Raw genomic sequence first — 9758 nt, 5'->3', positions numbered from 1 at the left:
CCCGACAGGGCAGGGTGAGGTTCCCAACGCGTACGACGCCACGAAAATCTTTCCCTCTCCTTAATAAGGAGAGGGATGCCCGACAGGGCAGGGTGAGGTTCCCAGGTGAGGAGTCACGTTCTTTATTCGCCATCCAAGATCCAAACGAGAACCTGACTTATACCAATATAGAAGTCAAAACAATTTCGCGTCACTTCCAACCAACCACTGTCATAGAAAAAAGCAACGCTACCAAACAAGCTTTATTACAAGCACCAGTTTTTGAGAGTTTGTGTGACGCCCAAGTCGTTCACTTTTCTTGTCACGGGTACTTTGATATGAATTCGCCTGTCGATTCGGCGATCGCTTTAGCAGGTTGCCTCTCTCCTCTACCCGCCGATGCTGATTCTGGTGACTCTACTGTTAACTCTAAGAAAGGCGATCGCAAATTAGCAAATGGTAATGCCATTGATTTAGACAAATGCTTGACTCTACCTGACATCTTTAATCTCAACTTACCAAAATGTCACCTCGTCACTCTCTCTGCTTGTGAAACTGGGCTAACAAGTCCTTTCAGCAGCAGCGATGAGTACATTGGTTTACCGAGTGGCTTTCTCAAAGCAGGCAGTTCTAGTATAGTTAGCAGTTTGTGGTCGGTGGATGACTTTGCGACTACATTATTAATGATTCAATTTTACCACAATCAGCGCTCTTTACCAATTGCTCAAGCACTTTGTCAGGCGCAGTGGTGGTTACGCAACTCAACTCAAGCCGAAATCATACAATGGACTCAAAAGCACTCAAATATTAATGAACAACACAAGCAGACAATTTTGCAGTACTTACAAACATGGTATTTTCCTGAGCATAAACCCTTTCGCAAACCAGAGTCTTGGGCTGGTTTCTGCGCGATTGGATGTTAATTCTATCATCCACATCCGCCTCCTCCTGCCTTGTTCCCAGTCAGAGACTGGGAATACTCATTGGGAGGCTTTGCCTCCCTTAGAAAGCGGCACAGCCGCCTCAAATGCATTTCCAGGTAGAACCTGGAAACGAGATTAACGAGATTACGAGATTTGAACGAGATTTGAATTTTGTTAGCCCAGCGGGACGCAGCGGACAACAATATTGGAGATATGAGCTATGGAAGCTAATCAACCAGACATTACAATTGAAGCATTTTTACAAGTCGTCGAACAGCAAGGATTTGTCTTCGATGAAAAAAGCCGCGAAGATTTGTTGACAATCAAGCAAACCCTGGCAGAATTAGAAAATCAACCACTCCCAACAGCTGCTGATGCAATTACCGCTTGGTGTAGAGAACATCCAGATATTGCAGATGCTGTGCGATTTGCAGCCAGAGAAATTACCATCAAAAAGCGCAATCCAGCAAAACAAGAAGGAACTTTAATCAATCAGTTCCCAGATTATCAGAAAATCATTGATGAGCGACAAAAAAATCCACAGCCAGAACCTCCCAAAAAATGAGTCCTAAAGTTTATGCTCCTAATATCCATGTCTTTGCCTTTATTCTGCAAACAACAGAAGAAAAAGAGAAAGATTGGCTTTGGCAAACTTGTGATCAAATCATCCACAAAGTTCTGCATGAAAATTTCAACTTGATGCAATGGCTGGATTTAGAAAAAGAGCCAGATAACCCGACTGTCTCTCTTATCAAAGCCGATGAACAAACAGAAGTTGCTCCTATTGAAGGCGCGGTAACTTTCGATAATTCTTGCAATAATTCTTCTACGAATTCTTCTAAAATATCTATTCACGGATTTGCCTATCCGCTAAGACTTTATGATAGTTACGGACTGTGGTTCAATCTGCACCGCCCAGAACAAGAAAATTGTCAAAAAACTGATGATGTCGATATTCAGCTTCTGCGTCAACTCAATCCAGATAATTGTTTGCTCTTAAATGGCAATCACAATAGCCATCAGAACTTTCTCGGTGAAACTCTCATCATTACTGCTTGGTTGTCATCAGAACAAGACCCTCAAAATCACGAAGCTTTAAAAGAACTTGCTGATGAATGTCTCAAAGCTTTCTTTCCTCAAGATTATAACATACCTCCATTTGCTCGTTCAGCCACTTTATTTGGTAGTTCCATTTTTGAATACGGACTTTTTACCCAATTAACCAATTACCGTCATATTTTAGTTTGGTTTTTCAGCTATACAGAAACTGAGGAGAATTTTGATAGCTGTCAGCAAGAATTATTAGATTTATTTTTCTTTCGTGCCAAAGTCGTCAAAGCTTTTCAACAAAGCCGTCAGGTGTATCAGGACGCCAATCAAGAATATAGCAAAATAGAAGAGGAAATTCAAACATTAGAAAAGTTTGGTGACGAGCAATTAACAGCAGAGGAATTAGAGCAATTAAGCAAGAAATTAAAAACACTTCCCAAAACTGCCTTAGACTATACGAATCTACTGCGATATCTAGAAGCATACAAAAATACAATTGCAATCAATGCTCGAAACTATGCTGATAGAGTGCAACAAATTCGTGGTATGATTGAGGATGAAGATATCAGCTTTTTAGAAAAGTTTAGCCTGGAAAACTGTGCTGATTTTCAGGAACAAATTCAAGCAGACTTAGGATATTTTCATTATGGTTCTAGTTTACTAGATAAGGCGATCGCCTCAATCAGGGGACGTGTAGCGATAGATAAAGCGAAGAGCGATCGCCTTGCAGAAGAGAAGAAAGAAATAGGCGAGCGCAACTTGCAAATCACGATTCTCGCAGTGGGTAGTGCCATTGGTTCTGCTGGAATTATGGCATCTAGTTACGCCCTCGTCACAAAAGAAGATCCCCTGTTACCTCCCTTTTCCACTCCCGTTCCTCATCGCTTCAGTTTATCAATTTGTTACAGTCTCCTTTTCGGAGTTGTTTTAGGAATGTTGATTTGGGGAGGAGATAAAATTTGGCAGTCTTACAAAAATCGCCAGCGTTAACCATAGATTTACGATGTTTGCTATCCTAAATCTGGATACTAGCAAACAAAAAGTTCTTCAGGGCGTGCTGCCGTCTTGGTGCAAATGACTGAGCAACGTGATGCTGATTTACCATCAGCCGACTCTCAACAGTTCAGTGAACCGACTGATGATAAGATAACTAAGTCGGTCAATGATTCATTGACAAACGCGTTTGGTGGTGTTTGGAATGAGACAACAACACGTGTGATGAAATTCCTACCCGTAGATAAAGTAGCACAAACGATTGTTGGGTGGTTTAGCGTTAACGAGGCTCAGGTTGCAGAAATTTTGGAAGCAATTCGAGCAGAACTGCCAACCACTGAAGCTCTCTTGATTGGTAAGCCTCAAGCCGGAAAAAGTTCCATTGTGCGAGGACTGACTGGTGTTTCGGCAGAAATTATCGGTCAAGGATTTCGTCCACACACACAACACACCCAGCGTTATGCTTACCCTTCGGGTGAGTTACCTCTACTTGTTTTTACAGATACCGTTGGACTAGGAGATGTCAATCAGGATACTCCGGCAATTATTGAGGAATTGGTTGGAGATTTACAACAGGAAAATCAGCGCGCTAAAATCCTGATTTTGACGGTTAAAATCAATGACTTTGCAACTGATACGTTGCGACAAATCGCTCAGCAACTGCGTCAGAAGTATCCAGATGTTCCTTGTTTGCTGGCGGTGACTTGCTTGCATGAGGTTTATCCTCCTGGTACCGCTGATCATCCGGAATATCCACCAAATTTTGAAGAGGTTAACCGAGCATTCGCTGCAATACAACAAGCGTTTACAGGATTATATAATAGTGCTGTGCTGATTGACTTCACCCTGGAAGAAGATGGCTACACGCCGGTGTTTTACGGCTTAGAGACGTTGAGAGATACCTTAGCAGACTTATTACCAGAAGCAGAAGCGCAAACGATTCATCAGTTATTAGATGAAGGGACTAGCAAACAGATTGGTAATCTTTACCGAGATGTTGGAAGGCGTTATATTTTGGTGTTTGCTATTGTATCAGCTACTATAGCAGCTGTACCGTTGCCCTTTGCAACGATGCCAGCACTAACAGCTTTGCAAGTCTCGATGGTAGGGCTGCTGGGAAAATTGTATGGACAAACGCTGAGTCCATCGCAAGCAGGAGGTATTGTGAGTGCGATCGCCAGTGGTTTCTTAGCACGAGCTGTCGCACGTGAGTTAGTCAAATTTTTACCAGGTTTTGGCAGTGTAATAGCTGCTTCTTGGGCTGCTGCTTACACTTGGTCACTTGGGGAAGCAGCTTGCGTTTACTTTGGTGATTTAATGGGTGGTAAAAAACCTGATCCTAAGAAGATTGAATCTGTTATGCAAGATTCGTTCCAAAAAGCAAAAGAACGGTTTAAGAAAATCAAGCGCTGAGAGAACAGCTGCTTTTTAAAAACCAGAATGTAGTTTCAAGATTGGCGTTGCTGCTAGAAAACGACATCTTCGTAAAGCTGTGCGATCGCTCCTTCAAAGTTTATACTATGTAGTCGAAATGATTTATCTTCTGCTGTGTAAGATTGCAAAACCCATAGCCCTTCATCATTACGGCGGAAACACTCAACTCGCTGACGTTTAGTGTTAATTAAAACATACTCTTTGAGACTTTCTAAAGTTTGGTAATCGGCAAATTTGTCTCCCCTGTCAAAGGCTTCAGTACGGCAGTCGCTACAACGGAGGGAACCTCCGCAACGCGCTGCCTCAGAGTTAGATAACACTTCGACAATTAAACAGGGAAATCTTTTATAAGCAGCAGTTTCCTGATCTCGTTCGTCGCAAGTCACCATCACATCAGGATAGTAATATCGATTTAAAGATTCGATACGTGCTTTCATGTCAGCAATGTAAACACGACAACCTGAGCCACGTACATGATTACGGAGGAGAGCAAACAGGTTGCCAGCAATGGTAACATGGGAGTCAAGCGCTCCAGCCATTGCGTAGATATAGCCGTCGATATATTCATCTTTGATGTCGCTGTGTTCCTCCATTTGGAGGTATTCGTCAGGGGTAAGGTAGAGTTCAGGTGAAGCAACCATATTTAAGATTTCAAGGTTAAGCAATGGAAATTTCTGGGTTTTATTTTTAGAAGAACTTTTCTCTCGTTCTCTCGTTTCTCTCGTTACGGCTGCTCTGTATGAGAATGCCTTAAGGAGGCAAAGCCTCCTAATCGATTATATCAAGGCAGCAGCCCACAGCGTTTGCATTCCTTGCTATAGGCAAAGAACAAGAAAAATATGTCCTTGTTATTGTTCATTCTACTGAAGTTTATATCCCGTTAAAAACAAATAAATCTCCCTTTAATGTGGGATTAGCAATTGAGTTACCACCTTTGACAGCAACTCAAGTAGAAGATTTAGCTCAACGTCAGGGACTTAAACTCGAAACATCTGAACTAGAACGATTGATGGATTTAACAGGGGGATTTCCTTATTTGGTGCGGTTAGCATTCTATCATTCTATTGTTGAGAATTCTTCTTTAGAAAAGATATTACAACAGGCTATTAACGATAAGGGAATTTATCAGAAACACCTGCATGAACAGTTGTGGAATCTTCAGCAAAACCCACGACTAGCTGAAGCGTTTCAAAAGGTGTTGATTGCACCGAAAGAATTAGATATTGAGGTAGGATTTAAGTTAAAAAGTTTGGGGTTAGTGAATCTGGAGGGAAGTGAGGCGACGGTTAGCTGTGGGTTATATCGGGAATATTTTCGCTACCGCCGCTTGTCTGACTCTTTGAAATGAGCAAGTCAGCCCTTTCAGGGAATTCAAAATTCAAAATTCAAAATTCAAAATTCAAAATTCAATCCGGTGCTGCGCACCGCTAGCCCCCGGAGGGCATAGATTGGATCGGAAGTTTCCTCCGCTCCAACTTCTCTCAAAATTCGCTCATTGAAGCATGACTAGGATGAAGCCAGAGGGTTGTATCCTTTTCTTTTTTGGTCAGCTTTCCCAAACCTAGCAATTATGATAGGCGATCGCACTTGCATCTGTTAAGTAAGCAATAAGCCTCTGGCTTGACGCCCTAGTCCCAAGGGGACGAGCGCGGTTGGGACGCTTATCGCCTGTTTTTCATATTACAGCTTGTCAAAATTTATCACTTTTTGAAGTCTGTTATTCACGACGAGCAGAAAAGTTCAGAAAGTTGATATAAGTTTCATCTTGTTTTTTATTCTACAATCGCTATTTAATTTTTTTTTCAAAAGACGTTTTTTGTCAATATACAAAGTTAATATTTTTTCAATCAATTCCGATTGACTGGACATAACTTCATTCAAAAAAAACTAAATCAACTATTTTGATATATCTAGGAAATCCAGGAAATTCGTGGTTAAATATTCAGTAAGCATTCACTTGGTAATTACACGGTAAGGAATGACGCAAGTGTAACAGCAACAGAAGACCATATCATGCCTAGAAGGAGCGTATGCTTTGTGCTGAGGTGTTAGCAAGGGTGCAGATCGCGTTACGCAAGATTGTTAGGTAGTTATTTTAGATAAACGTTTGAAGTGTTATTGGTGATAGCGCTAATAGCGTTGTGCGATATCACCATCTTCTTTATCTACATCTTTTTTATCTAACAGAGTTGAAGACCCGCTTGCCTCACAAGAGCGGAACGTTGTGATGCAGATCGATTGTGATACTTGCGTTACTACTGAAGTTGTAAGGTATCAAAATCAACAAAAAAATTGGAAAAGGAGCTTTGACCATGAAAATGCAAAAGTCATTTATAAAGACTGTTTGGATGGGATTAATTTGTACCGCACTCCTAGTTGGGATTATTTTCAAATTAAGTCCTAGTTTGGCTTATTCTAATCGTTCCACTACGCCGTCAGCACAACAATTGGCACCCCAGACAACCATAATAGCCCGCAAGTATTCAGGAAACTCTCTCTATGACAGGCTTGGTGGCTACAACGCGATCGCTGCCGTTATTGACGATACCGCGCAAAACGTGTTCAATGATCCACTAATTGGCAAATACTTTATTGGGTTGAGCACCAACTCAAAACAGCGGCTGCGTCAGTTACTGATAGATCAATTCACCCAAGCGGCTGGTGGTCCTGCTGTTTATACTGGACGGAGTATGAAGCTTTCCCATAGTGGAATTGGTGGAGGTCTGACGAACGCTGAGTATGATGCTTTTGTTAATGGTATTGCCCAAGCCCTTGATAAAAACAACGTCAATCAAAGAGAGAAGCAGGAAGTGCTGGCGTTTGCCAATAGTTTTAGAGACGAGATTGTCGAAAGATAAATTACACAGCTTTTCAAGTAAATAAATCACGAGGTAGGGGCTGTTCTTACCGTGCCCCTACGAAAATCTGTGGTTCAACCGTTTCGCCATGCATTTTCAAATCAACAGCTAATTTGTATAGAATAAGTAGGAGAAATTTGGCTGAGATTTTTTATGAATTCCCGTCGTATCCTGAAAGCTGGTGAATCTTATACTTTTAGCCGATATTTTGAATTATCTTTCACTATTGATGATATATTAGCTGAATTAAATTGCACTATTGAAAGGAAACATTTAACACTACCTGAATCTTCAAAAATTTTAGACTTGCGATTGTTACAGCAGCAGCTTCAGCGTCATTTATCTCACATCGATTTAGTTAATGAAACTGCCAGACGTGAAGCTTTAATTAGTCCGATTTTGTTTGAGGTATGCGATTTAACTAACCAGCGACTCAATATAGAATATTCTATTGCTGTCAACGACTATCTCAAAGGAACTCTCGATTACTATATTGCGGCACCTCAAAATTTATTGGTCATCGAAGCAAAACAATCAGATATAGTTAGGGGATTTACTCAACTCGCTATTGAATTAATAGCACTTGATGAATGGACTAAATCCACATCTGAGTTTCTATATGGGGCAGTTACAACTGGCGAAGACTGGCGTTTTGGAGTCTACAATCGCGCCTTACGTAAGGTGACTCAAGACCAGAAACGCTATCAAGTTCCAGAAGATTTATTGATGCTTGTTAAAATTCTTGGCGTTGCTGATTTGAAGTATGAATCTAGTTTTGTCATGCTGAATGTAGCGAAGCGAAATGAAGCATCTGCAGAGATTCTATGTCTTTGGGACACGCTGCGCTAACGCTTCACTTCGTTACGTATGCCCTCTGGGCACGCTGCGCTAACAGAATGACAATTCATACGCTGATTCAGCAACGCCAAATTCTTATAGGTATTATTGCTGGTTAACTATCCTCACAAAGATGCCTGTCGCCTTCCTCCACCTCTGCGTTGGTTCGCAGATAATCTCGTACCCAATGACGGCCATATTCCAGCAAGTCAAGTTTGAGTATGCGTGGTAAATGCCAGAGAATAAGAGTATTATCTTCACCGACAGAAGCTAAAAAACTGCCATCAGGCGCTATCGCCACATTCCAAACTGCAGCACTATGACCAAGTAGGCTAAAGGCAATGCCCCATACTGCTGCACTATGTCCGGCTAAAGTTTTTAAAAATGTACCATCAAGCGTCCACAATTTAGCAGTCGTATCTTGACTAGAAGAAGCGAGAATTTGTCCGTCAGGGCTGAGGATTAATTGACTGATTCCTGCTTGGTGTGCTTCCCATTTTTTGACCAGGATGCCGTCTTCCTGCCAAAGATAGATTATGTTCTCTGCCTCTGTAAATATCAGTTGACTATCAGGAACAAAGATAATACTACCAGCTTGGTTTGGATGTTTGAAGGTTCTGAGCAAGATACCATCCAGACTCCATAAGTTGACCACGCCATCATCATGTCCGGAAGTGACAATTTGACCGTCAAGGCTGAAGTTGACAACACGAGTCGTTGCAGAATATTTGGCTAAGATTTTTGGTATATCTTCATTCAGTCGCCACAATTTCACACTCCCATCATCATGTCCGGAAACGATCATTTGTCCGTCGGGACTGAATTTAACTGACCAAAGTATCCCAGCTTCATGTTGCAAGGTTTTGAGCAGCTTCCCGTCTCTTTGCCAAATTTTGATCGTCCCATCAATTCCTGTCGAGACAATCAAGTTACTATCAGGACTGATATCAATATCCCAAATATCGGCAGTGTGTCCCGAAAGCTGATTGCATTCTATTGTGCCATAAACCGCCTGTCGCAAAGCGTTATCAATTCTTTGCTCTAATTTCGGTTCAACTGAACCTAGTTGTTGCAACTTTTGCTTGGCCTTAATTGCTTGAACTAATGCTTCTAAACCTTGATGTCCGGCGTAGAGGGCAACAGATGCACTGGCGATCGCCTTAATCTCACTCAGTCGAGATTGTTGTAAAGCAGCAATATTAGCATTCAGCAAAAACTGCTGAATTCTTGCTGCTTTTTGTTCTTGCACAAGTCTGGCTTCTACTTCCTTAACACGTTCTGCCTCTAAGCGCAACTCCACTTCCTTTCGATCCACATCTTGAGAAGCGTTAAAAAATAAATAATCCAAATCACTCAAACTTTTCCCCTGCGCCCACAGTTGGGCATCTTTGAGTGCTTGTCCCCGCAACAATCGCGATTCATCTTTTTGTTTAGAAGCAACCCAAGCATCAAACGCTTGAGAGTAAGGACGCAAAGCTGCTAGTCTTTTTTCTACCCATTGGAGATTGAAGACTTCTTGATAAATGCGATTTTTTACCTTGAGTATTCCCTCGTGTCTTACTACTAAACCACTCAACAACAGTTCAATCTGTTCTCGACTATCATCGCTTGGTACTCCCCCTTGCCCCCCGAGGGGTTGGGAGGTTGGTACTCCCCCTTGCCCCCCGAGGGGTTGGGAGGTTGG

General features: G+C 41.8%; 9 protein-coding genes. 7 read left to right on the top strand and 2 right to left on the bottom strand.

The genetic code is table 11. The features are described from left to right. The 4 genes from DP117_RS32570 to DP117_RS32555 all read left to right on the top strand — a co-directional run. Positions 1-902, top strand: a 902-nt coding sequence (locus DP117_RS32570) for a CHAT domain-containing protein (RefSeq protein ID WP_211176484.1), incomplete at its 5' end; no start/stop codon positions are given. 220 nt (positions 903-1122) lie between these two features. Beyond that, a complete protein-coding gene (locus DP117_RS32565) occupies positions 1123-1467 on the top strand; it encodes a hypothetical protein (protein WP_169222301.1) in 345 nt (114 codons plus the stop codon). After that, positions 1464-2942 (top strand): hypothetical protein, encoded by a 1479-nt coding sequence (locus DP117_RS32560; RefSeq protein ID WP_169222300.1) that lies wholly within the window; start codon positions 1464-1466, stop codon positions 2940-2942. Before DP117_RS32565 ends, DP117_RS32560 begins: the two co-directional genes overlap by 4 nt. An 84-nt stretch (positions 2943-3026) precedes the next feature. Continuing rightward, the gene (locus DP117_RS32555) at positions 3027-4358 is read left to right on the top strand and encodes a GTPase (protein WP_169222299.1); all 1332 of its coding nucleotides are present in this window, start codon (positions 3027-3029) and stop codon (positions 4356-4358) included. 53 nt (positions 4359-4411) lie between these two features. On the opposite strand, the gene DP117_RS32550 is transcribed toward DP117_RS32555, so the two are convergent. Beyond that, positions 4412-5020, bottom strand: coding sequence for a Uma2 family endonuclease (locus DP117_RS32550; protein ID WP_169222298.1), 609 nt, complete (start codon positions 5018-5020; stop codon positions 4412-4414). 134 nt (positions 5021-5154) lie between these two features. On the opposite strand from DP117_RS32550, the gene DP117_RS32545 reads away from it, so the two are divergent. From DP117_RS32545 to DP117_RS32535, 3 genes are all read left to right on the top strand, one after another. Continuing rightward, on the top strand, positions 5155-5727 hold the full coding sequence (locus DP117_RS32545; protein ID WP_169222303.1) for an AAA-like domain-containing protein: 573 nt from the start codon (positions 5155-5157) through the stop codon (positions 5725-5727). Between the two features lie 964 nt (positions 5728-6691). Continuing rightward, complete coding sequence (locus DP117_RS32540) at positions 6692-7237, top strand: group 1 truncated hemoglobin (RefSeq protein WP_169222297.1); 546 nt, start codon at positions 6692-6694, stop codon at positions 7235-7237. Between the two features lie 153 nt (positions 7238-7390). Next, complete coding sequence (locus DP117_RS32535) at positions 7391-8086, top strand: hypothetical protein (RefSeq protein WP_248277944.1); 696 nt, start codon at positions 7391-7393, stop codon at positions 8084-8086. 103 nt (positions 8087-8189) lie between these two features. On the opposite strand, the gene DP117_RS32530 is transcribed toward DP117_RS32535, so the two are convergent. Beyond that, positions 8190-9758, bottom strand: a 1569-nt coding sequence (locus DP117_RS32530) for a WD40 repeat domain-containing protein (RefSeq protein ID WP_248277943.1), incomplete at its 5' end; no start/stop codon positions are given.

It is taken from the genome of Brasilonema sp. UFV-L1 (genome assembly GCF_012912105.1).
Classification (GTDB): domain Bacteria; phylum Cyanobacteriota; class Cyanobacteriia; order Cyanobacteriales; family Nostocaceae; genus Brasilonema.
Note: the sequence above shows the minus strand (reverse complement) of the source record. Positions and strands in the feature narration are given on the sequence as shown.